Origin of the sequence: Litchfieldia alkalitelluris (assembly GCF_002153425.1) — a bacterium.
Taxonomy (GTDB): Bacteria; Bacillota; Bacilli; order Bacillales; family Salisediminibacteriaceae; genus Evansella; species Evansella alkalicola.
In genome coordinates, this window is the sequence record NZ_KZ119600.1 from 421,280 (window position 1) to 445,345 (window position 24,066).

Here is a 24,066-nt window from a genome sequence, read left to right on the forward strand (position 1 = left end):
TAAAATGAGTTTGGGGGATTAGTATCATGCTGGAGTATAACGAATGGAAGCATGTCTTTAAATTAGATCCGAATAAAACGATAGATGATGATGCGTTGGAAGCATTGTGTGAATCAGGCACCGATGCCATCATAGTTGGTGGAAGTGATGGTGTTACAGAAGAAAATACAATAGATTTACTCATGAGAGTGCGCAGGTATTCTGTAGCTTGTGCTATGGAAGTATCAAATCTCTATTCGATTGTTCCAGGATTTGATTACTATTTAATCCCTTCTGTGCTAAATTCCCGTCACGCGACTTGGATAAACGGCTTACATCATAGGGCCTTGAAAGAGTATGGTCATATCATCAATTGGGATGAGGTACTTGCTGAAGGATATTGTGTTTTAAATGAAAAATCAAAAGTAGCTCAGTTGACAGATGCCTATACAGACCTAGGAGAAGATGATATTGTAGCGTATGCAAGAATGACGGACAAGCTATTCAAGATGCCGATTTTTTATCTTGAATATAGTGGAGAATACGGAGATCCACGAGTGGTGGAAAGGGTAAAACGAGAATTAGAATCTGTACAGCTTTTTTACGGCGGTGGTATTACGAATGAAACGAAAGCGTCGGAAATGGCCATGTATGCAGATACGGTTGTAGTTGGTAATATCATTTATGATGACTTGAAAGCTGCCCTTAAAACCGTAAATGCCGTGAAAAAAAGAGTATAAATAAAATATACAAAGACAAGTTGTTGAGGTAAAATAGAGAGTAATAAAAGAACGTACGTTTGGATGGTGAAAAGGGATGCAACATCAATTATTAGAAGGATTAAACCCTGAACAAGGGAACGCAGTCAAGCATGGTGAAGGCCCTCTTTTAATTATGGCAGGTGCAGGAAGTGGAAAAACTAGAGTTTTAACACACCGTATTGCTTACTTGATTGAAGAAAAAGGTGTGCCGCATTGGTCCATTTTAGCAATAACCTTTACAAATAAAGCGGCTAGGGAAATGAAGGATCGTGTTGCTAGAATCGTGCAGGGAACGGCAGATGATATATGGATCTCCACCTTTCACTCCATGTGTGTACGCATTTTGCGCAGGGATGTTGACCGAATAGGGATTAATAGAAACTTTACGATTCTTGACTCGACAGACCAACTGTCGGTTATTAAGCGTGTCATGAAAGATCTAAATGTGGATGCGAAGCAGTTTGAACCTAGAACCATCCTTGGTACAATCAGTTCTGCAAAAAATGAGTTGAAGACACCGAAGGATTATGAGAAATCTATTGGGGATATTTATGCTCGCACTGTACACAAAGTTTATGAAGCGTATCAAAAGGAATTAGAAAAAAATCAATCGATGGATTTCGATGATTTAATTATGAAGACGATACACCTCTTTAAGAAGGTACCAGAGGTATTGGAGTATTACCAAAGGCGTTTTCGATACGTCATGGTTGATGAGTATCAAGATACTAACCGCGCTCAGTATATGTTAGTAAAACTAATAGCTGAACGTTTCAAGAATATATGTGTGGTAGGTGACTCGGATCAGTCGATCTACCGTTGGAGGGGGGCAGATATCCAAAATATCCTGTCCTTCGAAAAGGATTATCCGAATGTAACAACGATCATGCTCGAACAAAACTACCGTTCTACGAAAACAATTCTTGATGCTGCTAACAAAGTTATTGAAAATAACCCAGATAGGAAGCCGAAGAAGCTTTGGACTGAAAACGAAGATGGGGATAAAATAAATTATTATGAAGCTGCTGATGAACATGATGAAACAAGGTTCGTAGCAGGGAAAATAAAAGAAATGACAGAATCAGGTAGGGTAAGTCCATCTGATATTGCCATTTTATATCGAACAAATGCCCAATCCCGTGTCATGGAGGAAATGTTGATGAAATCAAACATTCCTTATACGATTGTTGGGGGCATGAAGTTCTATGATCGTAAAGAAATTAAAGATTTATTGGCTTATTTACGACTTGTTTCCAACCCAGATGATGACATTAGTTTACGTCGGATTATCAACGTTCCTCGTCGTGGGATTGGCCCAACGACTTTAGAAAGAGTAGAAGCCTATGCAGCTCAGCATGGATTATCTATTTTTAAGGCACTAATGGAAGTGGAGAAGATTGGTCTAAGTGCCCGTTTTACGAAAACTTTAGGTGATCTCGCAATTCAAATTCATGGCTGGGTCCAAATGCAAGACTTATTGGCAGTTACAGAATTAGTAGAAGAATTATTAAATAAAACTGGATATCGGGACATGCTAAAAAATGATAAAAGCATTGAAGCGCAAGCCCGTTTAGAAAATATTGATGAGTTTTTATCCGTAACAAAAGAATTTGAAAAAACAAATGAAGACAAGTCCCTCATCGGATTCTTAACAGATTTGGCCCTTGTCGCGGATATTGATAAAGTGAATGATGATGACGATGACCCCGCAGATCACGTGCTCTTAATGACACTCCACTCTGCAAAAGGTCTTGAATTTCCTGTTGTATTCCTTCTAGGATTAGAAGAAGGGGTCTTCCCACATAGCCGTTCCTTAATGGAGCAAGCGGAAATGGAAGAAGAGCGTCGACTAGCTTATGTAGGGATTACAAGGGCAGAGGAAGAATTATATCTTACTAGGGCGAGAATGAGGACATTATTTGGCAGAACGAACAGCAACCCAGCTTCTCGTTTCTTGAAGGAGATACCTGAGGAATTAATGGAATCCATCAATATGAGACAAGAGGCTTCGACACCGCCTTGGGCAAAAACGAAGACTTCTATTGGTGGTCAAGGGAATCGTTTTTCTACAAACACCTCTCATAGCAAGACCGTGGGATTTGGTCGTGGGCGTGCTGAAGCAAGCGCAAGCACTACTGTATCGAGAACAAAGGAACGTCCGACAACAACGAAAACAGGCGGTGATTCATTCAGTTGGGGTGTTGGTGATAAAGCTTCCCATAAAAAGTGGGGAGTGGGAACGGTAGTGAGTATCAAAGGGGAAGGGGAAAATATCGAATTGGATATTGCCTTTCCGCAGGTTGGTGTTAAACGACTGTTTGCTAAGTTTGCACCAATAACGAAAATGTAAGGTGGGACGAGCATGACAGAGGATGTAAAAAAGAAAATAAAACACTTAACAGACCTACTAAATGAGTATGCTTATTCATATTATGTATTGGATCAACCAAAGGTATCTGACGCTGAATACGATCAGTTGCTTCGTGAATTAATAAAACTAGAAGATTCACACCCAGAATTTAAAAGAGACGATTCACCAAGTGAACGGGTTGGTGGTAAACCACTGGATCAGTTTAAGAAGGTACAGCATACCATTCCTATGCTCAGCCTTTCGAATGCCTTTAATGAGGAGGATCTTCGTGATTTTGACCGTCGTGTTCAACAAGGATTAGGCCATGCCCCAACATATAGTTGTGAATTGAAAATTGATGGGCTTGCAGTCACGTTAATTTACGAGGAGGGCCGCTTCGTTCTAGGCGCTACACGAGGGGACGGAACGACGGGGGAAGACATAACGAGTAACTTAAAAACGATTCCCTCCATTCCCCTAAGGTTAAGGGAATCAGTGGATATTGAAGTTCGTGGAGAAGCTTTCATGCCAAAAAAATCATTTGTCCGTTTAAACGAAGAAAAGGAAAAGAACGAAGAACAGCTTTTTGCTAATCCACGTAATGCAGCTGCAGGTTCATTAAGGCAATTGGATCCGAAAATTGCAGCAAAACGAAATTTAGATATCTTTATCTACTCTATTGGTCAAATAAGGGGTAAAGAAATTGACTCCCATCATGGAGCTTTAGAATATGTGGGTAATTTGGGGCTTAAAACGAATAAGGAACAAAAGCATTGTAAAACAATTGATGAGGTTATTGAATATTGTGAGAGCTGGCTGGATAAAAGGGCAGATCTTCCTTATGAAATCGATGGGATCGTGATTAAAGTAGATGCTTTAAAGGACCAAGAAGCCCTCGGTTTTACAGCGAAGAGTCCTCGCTGGGCAATCGCATTCAAATTCCCGGCAGAAGAAGTAATTACAACGCTTCATGATATTGAGTTGAGTGTCGGAAGAACAGGTGTCGTAACGCCAACTGCCATCCTTGAGCCTGTTTCAGTAGCAGGAACAACGGTGAAGCGTGCTTCCTTGCATAACGAAGACTTAATTCGTGAAAAGGACCTAAAGCTTGGAGATAAGGTCATTATTAAAAAAGCAGGCGACATCATCCCAGAAGTAGTGAATGTATTGACGGAACATCGTACAGGTGATGAAAAGGATTTCGCCATGCCTACTCATTGCCCAGAATGTGAAAGTGAGCTTGTACGCATTGAGGGGGAAGTGGCTTTACGATGTGTGAATCCGAAGTGCCCTGCTCAAATACGAGAAGGTTTAATTCACTTTGTTTCTAGGAATGCAATGAATATTGATGGTCTTGGTGAACGTGTCATTACTCAGCTATTCGACCATGAACTTATTACTGATGTAGCCGATCTGTACAAGCTTGAAAGGGAAGAACTTTTGAACTTGGAGCGTATGGGTGAAAAATCGGTTGATAACCTGCTAAAGGCGATTGACACTTCAAAGGGTAACTCTCTTGAAAAGCTGTTGTTTGGATTAGGAATACGTTTTGTTGGCGCGAAGGCGGCGAAAACTTTAGCCCAGCACTTTGAAACGTTGGATAAGCTTCAAGCGGCAACACAGGAAGAATTAGAAGCAGTCAATGAAATTGGTGTTAAAATGGCAGATAGTATTGTAACTTATTTTGCACAACCAGAAGTGAACGAACTAATGAACGAATTAAGGAGCTTAGGTGTAAATACTGAATATAAAGGGCCTAAAGCGACGGAGTCAGCCAGTGAAACATATTTTTCCGGTAAAACAATTGTATTAACTGGTACAATGGAACATATGGCTAGGGGCAAAGCTAAGACAGAAATTGAAGCCCGTGGTGGGAATGTTACTGGAAGTGTTAGTGCTAAGACAGACCTATTAATTGCTGGTGAAAAAGCAGGTTCTAAGCTTAAAAAAGCGGATGACTTAAATATCGAAGTATGGGACGAAGCACGTTTCCTAGAAGAGCTAGAGAAATAGGGAAAGGCTTGTTGCGTGTAGATCAGAGTTTGTTCTAACAAAACCTTTTTTTACGGTAGCATAAATGAAAGCTAATGTTACAGGCGGATATGCTTTTAGTTAGAGAAGCTTGTATACTATTAATTAGTGATGTGCCCAAATCATTGATGGGCGAGGAGTGTGTGAATGATGTATAAAAAATTCTTTTTCGCGTGTATAGGGCTTCTTTTGTTTTTAACCGGCTGTATCCCTTCTTTAGATCAAGAAGAAGAAGAGATTATCATCGTAGAGGAAACGGATGATGTGGACGAACAGCAGTTTATCCTAACACCTACAATCGATACTCCAGAAAACTTCTATCGAACGGTTTTATTGGATGGGGAGTATCAACGAAGTCCTGCTAGGGGAGTAGTAGCTAGTGCAATGACCAATAGAATAGACATCAACCAATTTGAAGTAGGACTAATGGAAATTGCATCTGCATTTTACGAACAAAGTGAGTATTATTTTCAAGAAGGAACTTACTTAAGTGGTGATACAATTAATAGCTGGATTAGGCGATATAATCCTGCAGAGTCCAGATATGCACGTGGTTTAAATCCTTCTCTAGGTGAACTTGAGGTAGAAGAAAATGAAGATGGGGAAGAAATAGAAGTAGGACTTGCAGAGGATGTGGATTCCTTGTCAGTACCTGAATTATCGGAACTTATGAGGGAAAATCCATTAGTATTATCAAATGTTTTGGAGCATAATTACGTATATGGTAGTGCTGAAGAAGGTGTCAATTTAGGGGGAATGGTTATTGGGTTATCCCTCCGTGCAGTCTATTACTTTCAGTTATATGATGATGATGGGAAAATGTATCAGTATGAACAACCTCTTGAACTAGACGAAGTTGAAGAAAAAGGGAAAGAGATAGCTCAGCAGGTCGTAAATCGAATTCGTACCCATCATGAGGATTTAGCGGAGGTTCCAATTACAATTGCACTATTCCAGGAACGCCCAAGAGGCTCAATTGTACCTGGCTCATTCATTGCTATGACTCATGTAGAAGAAAATGAGACTGGAATTCAAGAGTGGGAAGCGATTAATGAGGAATTTTACTTTTTCCCATCAAGGGCTGCCAGACAGGCTTATCCCAACCATTCTAATGCTTTTGAGCAGTTTAAAGATGAAATGGAACAATTCATGGGAAGGTCAATTGGAATTGTCGGGAAAGGCCGCTTTAAGAATGGGGCAATAGATGAATTGACAATTGAATTCAACATGCAGTCTCACGGTAAGGCAGAGATTATCGCCTTAACGCAGTTTGCAAGTGGACGCATAGAGGAAATATTTAATCTACAAGTACCTATTAGTGTTTATATTAACTCTATCAATGGTCCAGAAAGCATTGTCGTTAAGTATCCTGATCACGATCCGTTTATTCACGTATATAAATAAATTGTTTGGAAAGACAACCAATACAACGTTGGTTGTCTTTTTTGTTCGCCCATGCTGGGCGAACAAAAGGACTGGATCATATTAAATCCAGCCCCAAAATTAATATTGACTTTTGATTGAAAAAACCGATTGAATACATATTGGTCTGACTGCTGCTCTTCCCGCTTCCTTTACCGTTTGGTTACAAACTATTTAGTTCCCCACACTCTATCCCAATGCCTCAACACCCATTTGCACCAATCCATCTAAAATAATGTATTGAGATGAGAAAACCTACGAGAAGGCTGTCATTTAAGGGTACCAAAGGTAAATCCTGAGTCTACTGAGCTCTTTAAGATAGACGTAAATAGCGAAAAAAGGAATATAACATTGTCCTAATTTATCCCTATTTTCCGAATGGAAAATCATGACAAAAACGCTCTTCATGCGTTATTTCAGGTATTAATAACTATTTATTGACTAGACTCTTGCAAAAAACATGTCATATCGAATTACGTCTATAATTTAGGATTTATTAGAACCTTTGTCGCATTAGAAAAATAAAAAAGGACATTCTTACCTATTTGGTGAAATTTTGGTTACCACGCCAAATTCCCAAAGGAGAATGTCCAATATTATGGTAACCTTCTATTCACCGATCGTCAACTTTATTTTAGCGTTGAAACTTTGTCTTTCGAAGCCACAAATGAATCACATTTTCACATTTGTTAATGGAATTATTTTGACCGACGGAAGAATCAACGTTTCTCAAATTCGTCGATCCACTAATGAAAAAAGAGATCTTAGTTGCATGACTCGTTTTCTTAACGAGTCACCGTGGTGCCCGAACTATGTGACCAACAAACGGATTCATTTTGAATCACATAAGGCAAAATCGAACCAGCACAAGTGATACAAGGCCAATCACATTTTTCATTATCGATGATTCCCAATGTAAGAAGGATCGTTCCACCAAGAAGATGGAAGGGTTGGATAACCACTTTTCTCATTCAGATGGAAAGGCCGTTTGGTCTCATTGTGTCGTGACAGCTCATGTCGTCAGTGACAATCACTCGTTTGCTTGGGATTTCCGTTCCTACTTTCGTGAAGAATATTGTCAAAATGAAGATATTCCTTTTAAAAGCAAAAATGATCTGGCGATCGAGTTAATCAATTCCTATCCAGCCACGGAAAACGAACAGGTATATGTGTTGGTGGATAGTTGGTACACAAGTAAAAAGTTGATTGAACACTGTCTTCAAAGAGGATTTCATCTCATCGGTGGTCTTCGTGCGAACCGAAAGATTTATCCTCATGGAATTGGCATTAAAATCACTGATTTTGCGTCCACTTATATAGAGTCATCTGATCTCCACTCCGTTACCGTGGATGATCATTCCTATAAGATTTACACTTATGAAGGAAATTTGAATGACACCGAGTACGCCAAAGTCCTTTTGTCTTGGGAAGACAAATTCGATTCGAGCAAAACGCCGTTTTGTATCCTTTGTACAGATAGTAGCCTGGATCTCGTAACCATCCTGCGCTATTATAATGTGCGTTGGAACATCGAAACCGGATACCGTTATTTCAAAGAATTACTGGGCTTTGACGAATATCAGCTTCTTTCACGCAAAGGAATTGAACGCTTTTGGACCATTGAATTTATTACTTACAACTACTTGGAGTATCAACGGCAAGAATGGCAAAAGGAGATTCCGATGACCATTGGAGATGTCGTGCGACGTATTCGTAAGGATCATCTTGGTCAACTTGTCGTTTACACCTATGAACAAGCAATGGCTCAAAAGTCGCTTTTTGATATGTTGAAAGAACTAAAACTGGCAGCATAACTGAATTTTTTTCAACTGTCAGTTCATACGCAATCCGTATGCCCTTTTTTAGGAATACTGATTAAAAATGCAAGAATCAAGTTGATTAACTAAAAGTGATGTAGAGAGGGGAATAAAATTATGCAAACTCAAAAACCAACTCAACTTTCTTTATATGATTTCAATTTCTGTGAACCGGATCTAGAAGACAGCATCGACAATTTATTTACTGAAAACGATATGATCCGTTTCGGAAAGGGTAGGAAAGGTTGGCAAGAGAATGATATAATGTCACTCATGGTTTTCTACTTTAGTATTGATTTCGGTAACAAGCCTATATCTTTACATTAGGAGATTTTTTATGCCTGTACAATGGTATATATCGCAAACCCCTTATTTTGGAAGTTGTTTGACTAGTGATCTTAAGTACCAAAGCGCTTAGTTTTAATTCTAATATTACGAATTTTCTTTAATATTTTATAATAACCTTACTGATGGGAAAGTCGTAGTGTAAAGGACCATGTACCTTAATTTAAGTATCGCTTTTCCTTTAGTTCAATGTAAAGTTCATTGAGAAATTTCTTTTCACCGTAGACTTGGATATCTTCCAATGACAGCTCGTCTACACCTCCACTTCCTTTCTTTCGTTTCACTCTTTGCCATGCTTCCAATAAGATATCCGGTCGATAGATGTTATCATATAGAGCGTGAAAAAGACATATCTTATTCCTTGGCACAAAGATATAATGTTTCCAGAGTTATTAAGATTTGACATTATTGGCGTAGTTTGCCATTTTCTTGACTGGCATTCACTGACTCTTACCTCCCTCACACATATGAATAAAGTAGGGCTCCTTCCCTGATAACGTTATGTTGTTGTTATCGTCATTGGTACTATGCCCCCTCCCACCATTCCACCATTTCGTTTACACTTATATGTTTCTGCTTTACTTCCATAAAGGTAGTGATGAGTAAGGTATCCCCAGTTCCGTTAAACACTGAACAAACGTATCGTTCCCCATACCCCGAGGGATTATTCGGTGCTGTACTTCCAAGTTCTTCACACCTTCCGTTGGTTTTTGTCTATTGTCCCGAGGCTCAACTTCCCCTTTTCCTTTAGTTTAGTTTGCTAGCACTATTTACGAGTTACATTTTCACAGAGTTTCAATCTTAGGGTCTCTCCACCATTTGCCTGTCAACTACTGAGCGTCTTGGTACTTACTCAAATTGAAATTACACCAGTTAGCAATTAACGGTTTGCTGGTTACGTAAAAAAAATAGTAGTAAGAGATTATTGCTACTACTATTTTTTCTCTCATTATGTACTCTGATTTTTCACTTAAACAAAGAATAGAAATGAGCTAATGCTGTTCCGGTAAATCATTAAAAGGTTCAAGTTCGTAATAGTCACTAGCATAATCATTAGTAATGTTTATGCTAAACACACTAATGAAACATAAAGTTAAGAAAATCTTTCGACATATATCCATTTGGATTCCTCACTTCGTTTAAATTAATATCTTGATAAAATCATAGAACAGATATATATAATGTCCAATACACAAAAATTAGCAATTTTCCCAATAAAAGATTAATAAGATGAACAACCTCCAGTTTTATGGTAATATTAAAGTAGTATATTAATTTATTAATAGGTGAGGAAAAGATGGATATAAAATATGGTTCCTTAATAAAGGATGCCCGGATTAAAAAAGGGGTATCTCAAAAACAATTATCAGATAATATTTGTTCCCAGGGTCTTATTAGTCAAATTGAAATGAATCAAACAATCCCTACAGTAGATATATTTCTTAAAATTGCATCGAAACTAGAAATTAATCTTGATGTATTAACCTCAAAGAAAGTTGAATTTGATGATCAATATTATTTTTCAGAGTTTATTTTTTTAGTAAATAAGGCAAAACGTGACAGAAACTATAGAGAGATTCAATTGATCTTAAACGATGAGGAAAGTAACATAATGAAGAAAGGTAGAGATCAAGTTAAACAATTTTTCTATTGGCATAAGGGAATTTGTTTTTTTCACCTATATGATGACTTTATAAAAGCGATTATGTATTACAAAAAAGCATTAGGAATAACAGGAAGTTCAATTGGACAAGAGTATTTTATTGGTTTAGAATTAGAAATTCTTATTAGTATTGGGATTACATACAGTGCTATTAAAAATCAACCAAAAGCTATTCACCTATTTAAAAAGGTAAGTAACTCTTTGAGTAAATCTTCAGATATAAACAACAATAAAAAGTTAGAACTTAAGTTGCTTTATAATCTTTCAAAAGCCCACGGTTTAAATAAAGATTTTTGTCTAGCCCTTAAATATGCCAAGAAAGGAAGAAATATATGTATTTCACATGGGTATTTATACTTGCTAGGTGAATTTAATTATCAAATAGGGATTAATTTAATTGAAACAAAGGAAATTGAAAAAGGGGTGGAATACTTGGAACAAGCTATCACCGTTTTTGATATTGAAGGTAAGAAGGTAATGAGTGAATTTGTAAATAATAAAATTGAAAAACTTGAATAATATATCTTAAGGAGAAGAATAAAAATCTAGCATAAATGTTTGTGCTAGATTTTTATGCGCTTGGCAACGCATCGAACTAATGGGTGAAAGTACCTAACACGCCGAAATGGCGGAAGTGTATAGCAGGTAGTGCATGTCCGTGAGGAATTGTGTGGAGTACCTAAAGGCAAATCTCGGAACAGACGACTAACCATCATGTTGGCTGACAGAATCGGAGGATCTTGCAAAGGAGGGGGAAGTCCATTGCCACAAGAAGATTCTGTAAGTTATGAGGAATTGGTTCGAGGAATTTGATGACGTGACCCAAGGAGATCTCATCATCTCCACTATCTGGTGGTAACTTTCAAACAAGTCCGTGTTGGGCAAGTTGGGATTACGGGTGGTGAGAAGTCAGAGCAGTGGATATTAGTGAATAGGATCGTCGGAAAAGTTGTAATGTCGAGTGACTTGATGCGAAGCCTGTCTGCCCATGAAAGAAAAGTAATTCAATTTAGGAAGACGTCATGTGCCAAGCAGAAGCCAATGACGTAGAGCCTAAGAACTGGGGTCGAATAGTAAGTAGACAGTTTGGGCGGAGTACTTTAGGTATAACTCGGAAAATGCCGTGTGCTAGTCATCCGAGAGAGCCAAGGGAAGGATAAGAACATGAGTGAGCGATTATATCAGAGGAGTTTTCGTGATGGAGTAAAGTCTACACAAAAGAGAAAATGGTATAGCTTAATAGATAAGGTATGGGCTATATCCAACATGGTATGGAGGAAGCGTTCAAAGAGGTAAAACGCAATCGAGGATCTGCAGGAGTAGATGGAGTTTCTATCAAAACTTTTGAGCATTGGGGGAAGGACAATGTACAAGTTCTTCAACGTGAATTAAAAGAAAAGATTTATAGACCGAGACCTGTAAAGCGTGTATTTATTCCAATACCATATAGAACGAAAAGACCTTTAGGAATACCTAACGTTAGAGGCCGTGTTGTTCAGGCAGCTGTACGTCGCATTATAGAGCCGATTTTCGAAGACAAATTTTTGGACTGTAGTTTCGGATTCAGACCGAATAAAAGTGTACATATGGCTTTAGAGAAAATCCAAAAGGATTTAATGGATGGATTTGTGCACGTAATTGACGATGATCTAAAGGCCTACTTTGATACAATCCCACAGGATAAAAGGCGGAGTCATCAGTCCATGAGAAGAAAGTGGAAAGGAGATCTCCCTAGTTTGCGTATGGATAAATGGAGAAGCTCTTTGTCAACCCCAGTACATACTGCTTTATATAATGAATGGTTTGTAGAAATCGGTCTTATCTCACTTGTGAAGCTTTATAATGATCATCATCTCCAGCGGGGATAATCATGGAGGAGCCGTATGCGATGACCTGTCAGACTGTCCAACAAATAATAACCTTCATTTTAACATGAGAATGGATTTCCTTTGTCGAATTAATATATCAAGGGAGATGAGCTCATATGCCATTTATAGAAGTTGAAGATAGACATTAAATTCATTATTGTCAAATACGGGAGACTTTGTAGAAGAAGACAATCCTGTCCGACTAATTGATGCTTAAATCGATAGTTTGGCCCTAGAAGAATTGGGTTTTCAAGTGTTTTCAGGTACCGAAGCCGGGCAAAAACCATACAGGCGTGAAGATCTTCTTAAGCTCTAACTTTACTGTTTTATGAACGGTAACCGTTTCTCTCACAAAGATGGAAAAAGAAACGACAAGGAACATAGGAATAATGTGGTTAATTGGAAAGCTACAGCCGGATCACGGCACATTATCTGCTTTTATGAAGAATAACAAAATGGCTATAAAAAAGCTGTCTAAGAATTTTACCTTGATGTTAAAAGGTTTTGAGTGATTGATGGTCAACTTGTCGCAATTAATGGTACAAAACTAAAAGCAAACTGCTGTAAAAACCATCATTTCAATGCCTATATTGTCAATAAGAAACTAGATCATATCGATGAGAAAATCAACTATGTATTACTGATCCGGATGCCAAATCCATGAAAAACAACGGGAAACATGAAGTTTATTTTTAATGTTCAAACAGCGGTGGACAGCAAATACAAACTGATCGTGGACTGCGATACGGTAATGATGTTAACGATCAAGGCTAGCTATCTAATATGGTGAAAAAAACAAAGCAAGTTTCCCATGATCAAAAAACCAAAATCCTTGCTGATAAGGGCTATTATAATTGCTTTGAAATTATTGAAGTTGTCGACGGAAGCACCGAACTCTTAATTAAGCAAAAAAAAGGAAAGAAAAACAAAGTAGCAAGCGGATTTGATAAAGAGAACTTTGAATATGATACCATTAACGATCAATATATTTGCCCGTTGGGTTATGAGTTACCTTTTAAATGGAATGGAAAACAAGATGGGAAAGAGTATAAGCGTTACACTTTCGAGTCTTACGATATTTTCTGTCAAAAAGAGTCTTGCACTTCTGCCAAAAACGGAAGGGCGGTAATCTCGGCTATACATACTTTTTAACACGAGGGTTGGCCTCAGTAGGTACTGAGACCACTCTAATTTTTCTTGCTTATAATCTCAAGAGAATGATCAAAATAAAGGGATTGAAGGAGCTCGTAGGTCTCTTCAGAAGCCTATATGCATAACACTTCTTTGAGCAAAGTGCATAAACCCATGTTTTCAAGTGTACTCCGAATTCAATTGTTAGACTGCCTGATGTCCGGATCACCGAGAGGTGCATGAATAATTTCATTCGCCTACTCTATTTTATTGAGACTATAAATCTTACAATACTTAAAGAGATTATAAATATTAATATATTATTTCTTTATTTAATAATAAGAAGTGTAAGTGTTTATACATTGGCTTTTCGTAATGGAAACTTAAGAAACTGTCTATTTCGGAGGTTTAATGAAGGATGTGTTATAGCCTATAATTCATTGTATAGGAGAGGGAATCGTAGAGGGAGGTGATAACATGAAATTCGAATTAAAAGATTCAGTTGCTTTAACTGAGAATTCTAAGTCTTCCGACACAGCTTGCTAATATTTGATATGTATATTTATATTTAATGTTCCCCCCTCTCCTATTAATATCTTTATAAGGAGGTAATGATATTTTGATTTCCCTGGAGATCCTAAAAGAGAGAATTATCGATATACTAAAATTACAAATAGACCCATCTTCTATATCATTAAAAACTAAATTAATTATGTCAGATCAGTTAGAAATTGATTCATTAGATTTGGTTGACTTAATAGTAACTTTAGAAAGTGAGTTTGACATCGATTTAACTGATTTAGATAATAAAAACCTTTATACAGTTGGGGATTTACTTGATACCATTAATAGTAAACTTGAAGATAGGAGTACAGGTTTATATGATGATACCAAAATTTAAGAGTACTATAGAAGTAAGAGTTGCTCATAATGATATACATTTTATTGATAATATCAAAAGCACTATAAAGATATTTGAAAGTGAAGAAAAAGTAGTTGAATTAATAAAGGAAATTGACGGCAGAAATAGTGAAGATGAAATCTATTATAAACTAAAACAAAACTTTGAAGATATTACTTTAGAAGATGTCAAAGAAACTTTAGATTCTATGCTTAAATTTGGTCTGATTTCTGATGAATATAAGAATAGTCATCAATATTCCAATCCTATTTTTGAAAAATGGAATAGACAAATTCTGTTTTGGGATGCCTATGGTCAAGAAGGGATTTCAGGTATCGATATACAAGAAAAACTCTTTAACTCAAATGTATTAATTGTAGGGGTTGGGGGACTAGGTTCGTGGGTTGGTATGTATTTAACTCAAATTGGTTTAGGGAACATTACAATAATTGATTATGATCATGTAGAAAAAAGTAACTTAAACAGGCAAGTTCTGTTTTGTGAAAAAGATGTTGGCAAACTTAAAACTGTTGCTGCGAAAGAATCATTATTAAATATAAACTCTTCTATAAATGTTACTACCTATAATACTAAGATAGACGATTACATTGTATTAGATGAATATCTAGATGGGATAGATTTTGTTATAAATTGTGCGGATGAACCAAATGTTTTTGATACGGGAATGATTGTTGGAAAGGCATGTATGGAAAGAAGTATCCCTCACATTATAGGTGGTGGGTATAATCATCATATAGGAATGTTAGGTCCCACTGTAATACCATATAAATCTCCATGTTGGGGATGTTATGAACTCCAACTTAAACTTCCCGAGTGGAGCAGTTATGAAGTGATAAAAAACAGAACCAAAGGGGAAGCGCCAAGTCTAAATATTTTGACAAGTCACATTGCAAACATTCAATCTTTTGAAATTATTAAAGTACTTACAGGAATAACTCCCCCCACAATGATGGGAAAAAAAGGAGAAGTCAACTTAAATACTTTAGATACTTCTTATGAAGTATTTAGAAGGCAACCGAATTGTAAAATGTGCGGGAAAGGAAATACATCAGGCAAAAGTGGTAGGGAAAGGATGTTTACAAATGAAAGAATTTAATACAAGGGAGTCAGACTTTTCAACGGGCTATTTTTCTGTAGATAATTTGATCGATAACTATGAATTATCTAAAAAGCTGAACAGTGTATTAACTTCGGACGAGCTTTTCTGTCACTTCCAAAGAATACAAAAGAGTGAAAATGATTTATTAAGTAATTACTATTTAGAATTTTTCAACATAGTTTATGAAAGAATGTATGACACAGACTTGTTTGATAAAGGTTACGATTTAACAGAGTTAGCACGTTTAAATACAGAGTTGCATAAACAAAAATCATATTTACTTCAATACTATTTGTTAAAACTTACCGAAGAAGAGTTTATAAAAAGTAATTTAAATATTAATGGGTTTAAGTCATTAAAAAAAGTGTTAGATTCTAATTCAGGAGCTGTATTGTCCTTTTATCACTGGGGTATATTTCAATTGATGATTTTTGCTTTAATAGTGGCTTTTGAAAAACCCGTAGCTCTATTTGCTAGTAGGGAAGCAACTGAATATCAGCAAAAAGTTTTGGAAATCTATTTTCCTTCAAAGAAACATTTATTTAAAACTCTTCCTATTAGCTTTTCTTCTATTCGAGAATCTATAAACTTAATAAAACAAGGATATCTTGTCTGTATTTTGCCAGAGTTGAGTGGTTGGGCTGATTCTATACCAATAAAGAATAAGAAGAACTTTATGGGTTCTAGCGTGGTTACACCTGAAGGAGCCGCTACTTTAAGTGCATATGGAAAAGTTCCTTTATTTAGAGGTTATTTGGAAATATCAAATGAAAAAAAAATTTTAATTGATTTAAAACTTATCTCTCCTAAAGTTGAGTTATCAAAGGAAAATATTAGAGAAAACACCTTAAACATTTGGAATGATTTAGAAAAATTATGCTATCAAAAACCAGCCATGTGGGGTGGCTGGGAGATTTTTGATAGAATTCAAGGGAAAGCTACTGAGGAGAATTTATCCAATGCATATAAGTGAGTTTTTCCATTTGTTTAAGAGTATTGCTTTAAGAAATATTATTTTGTGTTACAGTATCTCAAGAATGGCTGTAACGATAAATATAGTAGTTACCTATTGGTTTGTTTGGGAATTAACAAATTCAGCTACCGTGTTGGGATTTTTGGGGTCTATTACAGTTGTTGCAACTTTAACTGGTTTGTTTTCCGGTATTATTGTAGACCGATATAATAAATTTAAATTACTTATTATATCAGATATCTCGAGGTTTCTAATCCTTTTACTTGTACCTATAGTTTATTTTAATGATCTGGTATCATGGGGATATTTTAGTATTATGCTATTACTAATGAATGTCGTCAGTCAATTTTATTCCCCAACAATTAGGTCCATTTTATTAGAGAGAGCTAACGAAAAAAATCTATCATCAATTAACAGTAGTTTGTTTATTATTGAACAAGTTTCTTTAATAATGGGAGCATCAATTGCAGGGATCTTGTTTATTCCATTAGGAATTACCAATGCTTATTTATTAACTGCCACACTTTTTATTTTTTCATTTCTATTAATACTATTTACAAAGAAAACTATGTCGGATAAAAGTTCTATCAATACTACTTCAACGAAAGAAAACTCGAGAACTATACTAACTGATTTCAAAGAAACCTATATCTTTATATTTAAAACACCTGTATTAGCTCATTCAACTCCACTTATTTTATTTTTGTTTTTCTCTTTTGCTCCGGTGTTTATTTTATTAAGTGTCTGGTCAGACGAAGTATTAGGAAAAGGAGCATTTGGATACAGTATGATGGAAATTGCGTATCCAATAGGGATGGCAATAGGTGGAGTATGTTCTAACTATTTTTATAAAAAATTTAGTACTAGAACATTAATTACCTTTTGCTTGATTTTTGCTGGTATCTCAACACTTTTCTTTTCTTTTTCAAGAGAATTAGTACTTTCTCTCTTTTGTCTTATGGTATTAGGTTCTTGCTTAGCAGTCGCTAACGTATCATTAGTTAATATTCAAACAAAGGTAGTGCCAGAGTATTTAAGAGGGAGATTTTTTGCTACAACTCAAACCTTTATTAGTTTAGTTCTTCCCTTAGGTTATTCCTTATCTGGTTACTTAACAAGCTTTTTTGGCATCACATCAATATTTATATTTATCAGTGTATCTTTTTTACTTTCGTCGTTGATATTTTTTAATCTAAATTCCATCAAGGTTTACGAGAAAAGTCTACAATTGAGTAATTAATTTTCAAAAGGTGGCTTAGAATATGCTCTCAAAAATGAACTTGATTAGTGATGAAATTAATTTTGATAAATTCTCAGAGAATATTTATTATATGGTTGAAAAGGATGGTATCAATTGTCTATACTCATATAATTTAAGTACAAAAGAAATAAAAAGCGAGTATGTACCTTCTAGTCCTTGGAAGTTAATTAATTATTATAAGCGAACTGGTGAAGATACATTACTTCTTTTAATGCGACAAAAAAAAACAACACATTCAGAACTATGGATGCAGAATTGTGAAGGCGAATTAAAATTTCTGGGACCGGAAGAAAGTGAAATATGCAATCAAGGAATCTATTTAGAAAAAGTAGCAGGAGTTATTTCAAATATAGTCAATAAAATAAGTGGAGAAAGTTATTTAAGGTATATAGATTTATCATCTGGAATGGAAGAAGATTTAATAAAACATGATGGACTAATCTCGATTCAGACTATTTCCCCTTGCGGTAATTATGTAGTTATTATTTTTTCTGAAAAAGGATTCAAAGTAAAGATAGGGGTATTAGATCTTAGAAATAGAAAATTGATTTTCAATTCTTCTTTTTCGCTTCGAGTTGAAAGTGTTGTATGGCATTTTAATAATGAGGGTTTTTATATATTAACTAATGAATTAACTGAATATATATCAATATATTATGTGAGTTTAGACAATTTTTTGAAGGGTAACTTTCTTAATAGTATGGAGGAAGTCTATGTCGGGAAAAATGACATAGAACAGTTAGTTTCCTTAAAAGATGGGGTAATATTCACATCAAACACCAATGGTTATAGTACGATAAGTCATCTTAATTCATCTAGTAAGATTGAGGAAATATACACAAACATAAAAGGAGTAATTACGGGATTTTCACTTTCAAATGACAATAGGAAATTAGCTTTTAAAATAAGTACTATAAATTCTCCAGGTGATATATGTATATATAATCTAAACTCTAAATGTATTGATAGATTAGGATTAAATAAAAGTAAAACATTTTATGAGATTTCATTATTACAAAAATCTCTTACATCTACAGGGCCTTATTTAAATAATTACTCATCTAATATTATCGCAAAGAAAAAATATCCTGCTATAATACTCTTGCATGGCGGCCCACATAAACAAGATAGACCTAGCTTTAATCCGTTAAAGAAACTCTTAGTTAAACAAGGGTTTGTAGTAATCTGTCCTAATATATCAGGAAGTACTGGATATGGAAAAACATACGAGGAAAGTATTTTAGGTGGATGGGGGGGGCAGGATCTAGATGAGATTAAACAAATCTATAACTGGTTACAGAAACAAGAATGGGTTATAAAAGATAGAATCTTTTTATGTGGTTTTAGCTACGGTGCCTATTTAACATTATTGGCTGTATCTAAATTAGAATGTAAATTCTATAAGGCTATAGCAATATCTGGTCCAGTAAATTTGTTAGATTTTATTAATAATATGCCTTTAGAAACACAGAATATTTTACAAAAGAATGTAGGAGATTCTTCATCTGAAGATAAAAGGAAGTATTTACTATCTAATTCTCCGAGTACTTATATAACTTCAATATCTTGTCCAATTCTAATAGCTCATGGTAGTCAAGATGACAAGATTAATAGAGACTCAATATTTAAATATGTTAAGAAAGCTATTAGTTTTGGCAAAGATATGACATATTATGAAGTAGAGGGAGAAGGACATTCACTAAGTTACTCTAATACTGATATCAATAGTTTATTAACCGATTGTTTAAAGTTTATGGATAGTAATAAATATTCAAATACCTAAAAGGGCTGTTAGGAAAAAAAGTTCCTGACCCAATGGCTTTGTGCGATTTGAAGAATCAAATTAAAAATATGTTTTATTTTTATATTTGTATTTAATTGTAAAATAAAAAGACGGCGAACAGGGTTTATTTCTACCTTGTTCTCATTTTTTTATTAATGTTATATTATACGACTATTTGTAATATGTTTATAAACTGCGACGGTTCCGACAAACAAATTTTCTGGATTGTGAACTTTAGAATTACTACTTATTATTACTGTACTGATAGTAATGTAGCAATAATTATTATTTTTATACCGTTTATAATAAAGATAATTACTTTTATTTTTAATTTAATTTACTTGACTCTTGCAAAAAACATGTCATATCGAATTGCGTCTATAATTTAGGCTTTATTAGAACCTTTGTCGCATTAGAAAAATAAAAAAGGACATTCCTACCTTTTGGGTGAAATATAAGGTTACCACAACCAAATCCCACAAAAAGGAGAATGTCCAATATTATGGTAACCTTCTATTCGCCGATCGTCAACTTTATTTTAGCGTTGAAACTTTGTCTTTCGAAGCCACAAATGAATCACATTTTCACATTTGTTAATGGAATTATTTTGACCGACGGAAGAATCAACGTTTCTCAAATTCGTCGATCCACTAATGAAAAAAGAGATCTTAGTTGCATGACTCGTTTTCTTAACGAGTCACCGTGGTGCCCGAACTATGTGACCAACAAACGGATTCATTTTGAATCACATAAGGCAAAATCGAACCAGCACAAGTGATACAAGGCCAATCACATTTTTCATTATCGATGATTCCCAATGTAAGAAGGATCGTTCCACCAAGAAGATGGAAGGGTTGGATAACCACTTTTCTCATTCAGATGGAAAGGCCGTTTGGTCTCATTGTGTCGTGACAGCTCATGTCGTCAGTGACAATCACTCGTTTGCTTGGGATTTCCGTTCCTACTTTCGTGAAGAATATTGTCAAAATGAAGATATTCCTTTTAAAAGCAAAAATGATCTGGCGATCGAGTTAATCAATTCCTATCCAGCCACGGAAAACGAACAGGTATATGTGTTGGTGGATAGTTGGTACACAAGTAAAAAGTTGATTGAACACTGTCTTCAAAGAGGATTTCATCTCATCGGTGGTCTTCGTGCGAACCGAAAGATTTATCCTCATGGAATTGGCATTAAAATCACTGATTTTGCGTCCACTTATATAGAGTCATCTGATCTCCACTCCGTTACCGTGGATGATCATTCCTATAAGATTTACACTTATGAAGGAAATTTGAATGACACCGAGTACGCCAAAGTCCTTTTGTCTTGGGAAGACAAATTCGATTCGAGCAAAACGCCGTTTTGTATCCTTTGTACAGATAGTAGCCTGGATCTCGTAACCATCCTGCGCTATTATAATGTGCGTTGGAACATCGAAACCGGATACCGTTATTTCAAAGAATTACTGGGCTTTGACGAATATCAGCTTCTTTCACGCAAAGGAATTGAACGCTTTTGGACCATTGAATTTATTACTTACAACTACTTGGAGTATCAACGGCAAGAATGGCAAAAGGAGATTCCGATGACCATTGGAGATGTCGTGCGACGTATTCGTAAGGATCATCTTGGTCAACTTGTCGTTTACACCTATGAACAAGCAATGGCTCAAAAGTCGCTTTTTGATATGTTGAAAGAACTAAAACTGGCAGCATAACTGAATTTTTTTCAACTGTCAGTTCATACGCAATCCGTATGCCCTTTTTTAGGAATACTGATTAAAAATGCAAGAATCAAGTTGATTGAGAAATAAAAGGGGATTGGAACTTATTAATTGAATAGTAATTATTAATTTGAAAACGGAGGCATAGAATGAAAAAAATGTTATCTGTTTTCATTGTTTTGTTTTTATCACTTATTTTTACAGGGGGCGTGTTTGCAGAAGAGGATATTGTCATTCTCTCGGAAGATGAAGAAGGCCTATTTTTGCATGATGGGGATGTCGTTACGGCTGTTTACGAGGTAATAGATGGGGAATGGACAGAACTTACAGTTGATGAGTATTTGGACATTGTAGAGGAGTCTGCAGAAGAAGGATTTGAGGCAACTTATGAAAAAGAAAGAAGCTTACAAACTACTCCTTTTGCTCCAGGAGAAGTTGGCATCTTGAACACAGGAGGGGGAATGACAAACGACACTTACAAATATAAAAGAAGTAGCTACACAATAGGCGTATTAAGAACCAGTTTACTAACAAGAGTCTCTCCAGTAGATTACAATGGGACAAGCAGAAAGACAAGCCTAAAATTTCAGATAAGTAAAACACAAAAACAATCGTTCTCCATTTCATTGAAATCGGCAGAAGCGTCCAAGGTACGAGCGAATGCTGGATTTACTTGGTTCAATGAAAGATCCGTCTCTACCACAAGGGAGTTGGAAATGAATCCGAAAGAATATGGATGGTTTGAGATGGCTCCCTATATGAATAAAACAACAGGCTATGTAGAGAGATATAATTGGAAAGGTCAATATCAAGACAAGCGTTTTGTAACGGCTTACTCCCCTAAGAGTGTTAGTGGAACCTTGGATGGAGTTTACTATGCAAAAACGAGTAAAACAAGACCATAATATAAAAGAGAGAAAGGAAGTTCAATGAAATACAATTTGAATCACTTAACCTTAGCATTAGTACTTGTCCTTTTAATTATTTTAGTTGATATTTGCATGAATGAATGGCTCATGATGAATGGCATGACTGGAAGTCGAGTTGTACCTATTTGGACGTTTAGTATTCCGTTTATTATTGCATTGATTGGGTTTATTAATCAAAGATCAGAATAATATCAAGGAAGCTCTTAAAGGAAGCCTTCTTTTTGTTCGCCCAGCATGGGCGAACTCTAATGGGTGAAAGTCCCAAGTACGACCTTGTAGCGGTAAGTACACAGCTAAAAGCAAGGGTGTCCACGGTGACGTGGAATCTGAAGGAAGCTCGAGGCAAACCTCCTGTCTGACGAACAGAAATCATATAGGAAACAACGTATGAGGACAAGACTGCAAAAGAAGTTAAAATCCAATAGCTACTGAGACTAATCTAATTTGTCTTGTCTATAATTTCAAGAGAGTGATTAAGTTAAAGGGAGTGAAGGAGCTCATACGTCTCATCAGAGAACGAGCTCGTACAAAATTTCTATGTACAATGTTTATTCAGTTGAAAATTGCATAAATTCCGCTTTACAGCTTGCTTTAATAGCCAATTGTTAGACAGACTGACGTACGGTGTTGTGAGAGGTCGGATAATCAACTAATGCTTATCCTCCTACTCGATAGGTTTTGTTATCGTATTGTTGATTTTCATTTTGTGTATTTGGATTTCATGCCGCGAACGGCTGAATAGGTGAGTGGTCGTTCGCTAGTTCGTTCGTTGGTCTCTCCTGACTTGATATTCTACCTCTTTATTTTACATAAATAAACCAGATTTAAATTCCCTTTACGAAGAACCGCACCCTGCTTCAGTAAAATAAACACACCCCAGCTTAACTCCATGCGCTCACAGTTGCTAGAAATTTAATAACTAGACCCGCCTCTATAATAGGAGAACTCTCAAATCATGTGACTATATGTCTCAGGCTTTTCAAAACGTACTAAAAATAGCTAAATCACAATTTGTACAATAAAAGTTCATATTTTTGAAACATGGAATATACATTACCAAAGACACTAATGGACATACGTTTGAGAATCTTGTCAAAAAGCTAAATATCACTGTGTTTAACTATTTCATGTGATTGGAACTGTTGTATGAGCAAAGGTAACTAAATGGTCTGAGCGAAGGTTCAGTTTTCCTCCCCATCACTAACAGACCGTCAGCTAAAGGGAAAGAAAAATCGCGAGACAAGACGAGATGATACGAGACAAGACGAGATGAGATGTTACGAGACGAAACGAAACACAAGAAATGCAATATTCAAAAAACTATAGAAGGTAAGCGCTTACAAGTGATTATTGCGGACAGAATGAGCCAGGAGTGCGGAGTTTTGATCCACTGTTTGCGGACATCTGAGCCAGTAAGTGCGGGGAAAGAGCCAATGTTATCAAAGTATAGATTAGCCATTGGAACAAAACTTGTTCCAATGGCTGTTTGTATTATCTAAATTTTTTATCTTCTAATTGCTTATCAATAATCTCAATTGCCAGACGAACGAGCTCATCCTGATCTAAATCCTCTTCCTCATTCCATATGCAGGAGGGTAATAGTCTTTCTTCTACTGCCATCCTCACTTCATCGGGTAAATACATATGCAAAAAATACCTAGCTATACGATTTTCAACTTCTTCTGGAATCATTTAGATACCGCCAATCCATGACGTTCTCTCATTGAAACTTCGCCATCAACTAGAATCTTATATGAATCGTGAACGATTCGGTCAAGAATCGCATCTGCTATTTGTGCTTGTCCAAGTTTTGAATGCCATCCTTCTGGCGAAAATTGAGAACAGAAAATAGTCGATGCTTTCTTTAACCTTGCTTCAATAATTTCTAACACATGAAGTACATTCTCCTCTGAGAGTTCTGTTAATAACCATTCATCCAGTATCAATAAATCAATTTTTTTGTATTTTTGAATTAACTTGCGAAAACTGCCATCTGCTTCATATTTTG

At 35.9% G+C, this 24,066-nt stretch carries 22 protein-coding genes; 19 read left to right on the plus strand and 3 right to left on the minus strand.

Annotated features, from left to right (window positions below; translation table 11 throughout):
* Nucleotides 1–26 precede the first annotated feature (26 nt).
* From BW724_RS02095 to BW724_RS02120, 6 genes are all read left to right on the plus strand, one after another.
* Nucleotides 27–719 (plus strand): heptaprenylglyceryl phosphate synthase, encoded by a 693-nt coding sequence (locus BW724_RS02095; RefSeq protein ID WP_088073450.1) that lies wholly within the window; start codon nucleotides 27–29, stop codon nucleotides 717–719.
* Nucleotides 720–795: 76 nt separating this feature from the next.
* The gene (pcrA, locus tag BW724_RS02100; RefSeq protein ID WP_088073451.1) at nucleotides 796–3,090 is read left to right on the plus strand and encodes a DNA helicase PcrA; all 2,295 of its coding nucleotides are present in this window, start codon (nucleotides 796–798) and stop codon (nucleotides 3,088–3,090) included.
* 12 nt (nucleotides 3,091–3,102) lie between these two features.
* Nucleotides 3,103–5,103 carry an NAD-dependent DNA ligase LigA gene (gene ligA, locus BW724_RS02105; protein ID WP_088073452.1) on the plus strand — a complete coding sequence of 667 codons (2,001 nt, stop codon included), beginning with the start codon at nucleotides 3,103–3,105 and terminating at the stop codon, nucleotides 5,101–5,103.
* Between the two features lie 165 nt (nucleotides 5,104–5,268).
* Nucleotides 5,269–6,525, plus strand: a complete 1,257-nt coding sequence (locus BW724_RS02110) for a CamS family sex pheromone protein (RefSeq protein ID WP_088073453.1) — start codon at nucleotides 5,269–5,271, stop codon at nucleotides 6,523–6,525.
* Between the two features lie 854 nt (nucleotides 6,526–7,379).
* Nucleotides 7,380–8,357 (plus strand): IS701 family transposase, encoded by a 978-nt coding sequence (locus BW724_RS02115; RefSeq protein ID WP_176371259.1) that lies wholly within the window; start codon nucleotides 7,380–7,382, stop codon nucleotides 8,355–8,357.
* Nucleotides 8,358–8,477: 120 nt separating this feature from the next.
* Complete coding sequence (locus BW724_RS02120) at nucleotides 8,478–8,687, plus strand: hypothetical protein (RefSeq protein ID WP_088073455.1); 210 nt, start codon at nucleotides 8,478–8,480, stop codon at nucleotides 8,685–8,687.
* Between the two features lie 176 nt (nucleotides 8,688–8,863).
* Here BW724_RS02120 and BW724_RS24225 read toward each other — a convergent pair whose 3' ends face one another.
* On the minus strand, nucleotides 8,864–8,989 hold the full coding sequence (locus BW724_RS24225; protein ID WP_268876131.1) for a hypothetical protein: 126 nt from the start codon (nucleotides 8,987–8,989) through the stop codon (nucleotides 8,864–8,866).
* A 1,013-nt stretch (nucleotides 8,990–10,002) separates the two neighbouring features.
* Between BW724_RS24225 and BW724_RS02125 the strand changes: the two genes are divergently transcribed.
* The 13 genes from BW724_RS02125 to BW724_RS23105 all read left to right on the plus strand — a co-directional run bounded on the left by BW724_RS02125 (nucleotide 10,003) and on the right by BW724_RS23105 (nucleotide 23,557).
* On the plus strand, nucleotides 10,003–10,887 hold the full coding sequence (locus BW724_RS02125; RefSeq protein WP_088073456.1) for a helix-turn-helix domain-containing protein: 885 nt from the start codon (nucleotides 10,003–10,005) through the stop codon (nucleotides 10,885–10,887).
* 731 nt (nucleotides 10,888–11,618) lie between these two features.
* The gene (locus tag BW724_RS02135; protein WP_088073458.1) at nucleotides 11,619–12,236 is read left to right on the plus strand and encodes an RNA-dependent RNA polymerase family protein; all 618 of its coding nucleotides are present in this window, start codon (nucleotides 11,619–11,621) and stop codon (nucleotides 12,234–12,236) included.
* Between the two features lie 356 nt (nucleotides 12,237–12,592).
* Complete coding sequence (locus tag BW724_RS24395; protein ID WP_088073459.1) at nucleotides 12,593–12,748, plus strand: transposase; 156 nt, start codon at nucleotides 12,593–12,595, stop codon at nucleotides 12,746–12,748.
* 271 nt (nucleotides 12,749–13,019) lie between these two features.
* On the plus strand, nucleotides 13,020–13,388 hold the full coding sequence (locus BW724_RS02145) for a hypothetical protein (RefSeq protein WP_088073460.1): 369 nt from the start codon (nucleotides 13,020–13,022) through the stop codon (nucleotides 13,386–13,388).
* Between the two features lie 598 nt (nucleotides 13,389–13,986).
* Nucleotides 13,987–14,268 carry a phosphopantetheine-binding protein gene (locus BW724_RS02150; RefSeq protein ID WP_176371260.1) on the plus strand — a complete coding sequence of 94 codons (282 nt, stop codon included), beginning with the start codon at nucleotides 13,987–13,989 and terminating at the stop codon, nucleotides 14,266–14,268.
* On the plus strand, nucleotides 14,249–15,385 hold the full coding sequence (locus BW724_RS02155; protein WP_088073462.1) for a HesA/MoeB/ThiF family protein: 1,137 nt from the start codon (nucleotides 14,249–14,251) through the stop codon (nucleotides 15,383–15,385). Before BW724_RS02150 ends, BW724_RS02155 begins: the two co-directional genes overlap by 20 nt.
* Nucleotides 15,372–16,361 carry a lysophospholipid acyltransferase family protein gene (locus BW724_RS02160; protein WP_088073463.1) on the plus strand — a complete coding sequence of 330 codons (990 nt, stop codon included), beginning with the start codon at nucleotides 15,372–15,374 and terminating at the stop codon, nucleotides 16,359–16,361. Before BW724_RS02155 ends, BW724_RS02160 begins: the two co-directional genes overlap by 14 nt.
* Entirely contained in the window at nucleotides 16,348–17,601 is a 1,254-nt protein-coding gene (locus BW724_RS02165; protein WP_088073464.1) for an MFS transporter, read from the plus strand. The genes BW724_RS02160 and BW724_RS02165 overlap by 14 nt, the downstream gene beginning before the upstream one ends.
* 22 nt (nucleotides 17,602–17,623) lie before the next feature.
* On the plus strand, nucleotides 17,624–19,405 hold the full coding sequence (locus BW724_RS02170) for an alpha/beta hydrolase family protein (RefSeq protein ID WP_088073465.1): 1,782 nt from the start codon (nucleotides 17,624–17,626) through the stop codon (nucleotides 19,403–19,405).
* A gap of 740 nt (nucleotides 19,406–20,145) precedes the next feature.
* Complete coding sequence (locus tag BW724_RS02175; protein ID WP_176371259.1) at nucleotides 20,146–21,123, plus strand: IS701 family transposase; 978 nt, start codon at nucleotides 20,146–20,148, stop codon at nucleotides 21,121–21,123.
* Nucleotides 21,124–21,278: 155 nt separating this feature from the next.
* On the plus strand, nucleotides 21,279–22,034 hold the full coding sequence (locus BW724_RS02180; protein ID WP_088073466.1) for a hypothetical protein: 756 nt from the start codon (nucleotides 21,279–21,281) through the stop codon (nucleotides 22,032–22,034).
* Nucleotides 22,035–22,058: 24 nt separating this feature from the next.
* Nucleotides 22,059–22,247, plus strand: a complete 189-nt coding sequence (locus tag BW724_RS02185; protein ID WP_088073467.1) for a hypothetical protein — start codon at nucleotides 22,059–22,061, stop codon at nucleotides 22,245–22,247.
* 1,085 nt (nucleotides 22,248–23,332) lie between these two features.
* Nucleotides 23,333–23,557, plus strand: coding sequence for a hypothetical protein (locus BW724_RS23105; RefSeq protein WP_140354886.1), 225 nt, complete (start codon nucleotides 23,333–23,335; stop codon nucleotides 23,555–23,557).
* On the opposite strand, the gene BW724_RS02195 is transcribed toward BW724_RS23105, so the two are convergent.
* Nucleotides 23,550–23,750: a hypothetical protein gene (locus tag BW724_RS02195; protein ID WP_088073469.1), complete on the minus strand. Its 201-nt coding sequence runs from the start codon at nucleotides 23,748–23,750 to the stop codon at nucleotides 23,550–23,552. The two genes, BW724_RS23105 and BW724_RS02195, sit on opposite strands and share 8 nt — an antisense overlap.
* Nucleotides 23,747–24,066 (minus strand): ATP-binding protein (locus BW724_RS02200; RefSeq protein ID WP_176371545.1); only part of this gene is annotated, 320 nt, incomplete at its 5' end. The genes BW724_RS02195 and BW724_RS02200, both read right to left, overlap by 4 nt.